At 37.0% G+C, this 262-nt stretch carries 1 pseudogene; it reads left to right on the plus strand.

Annotated elements, in window-relative coordinates:
- Positions 1-262, plus strand: a pseudogene (locus SB764_RS41520) (hypothetical protein); the annotation flags it as partial.

A 262-nucleotide genomic window follows, 5' to 3' on the forward strand; every position in this document is an offset into this window, starting at 1 on the left:
TTCATAGGGGCTAAAAATAAAGTCGGCTTCATGGAAGGAAATAATTCATCTGTCTTAGTGACTAATGACTTCATGGAAGCAGTAGAAAAAGATTTAGATTGGGATTTAAAGTTTCCTGATACTACTTTCGAAAAATATAACGCTGAATGGGACGGTCATATTGTAGAGTGGGAAGCAAAAGGCTATCCAGTAATCGTACACCGTACAGTTAAAGCACGTGATATATGGGATAAAATTATGAAGTCAAATTGGGCTTCTGCTG

The organism is Paraburkholderia sp. SIMBA_027, assembly GCF_046535315.1.
Classification (GTDB): domain Bacteria; phylum Pseudomonadota; class Gammaproteobacteria; order Burkholderiales; family Burkholderiaceae; genus Paraburkholderia; species Paraburkholderia tropica.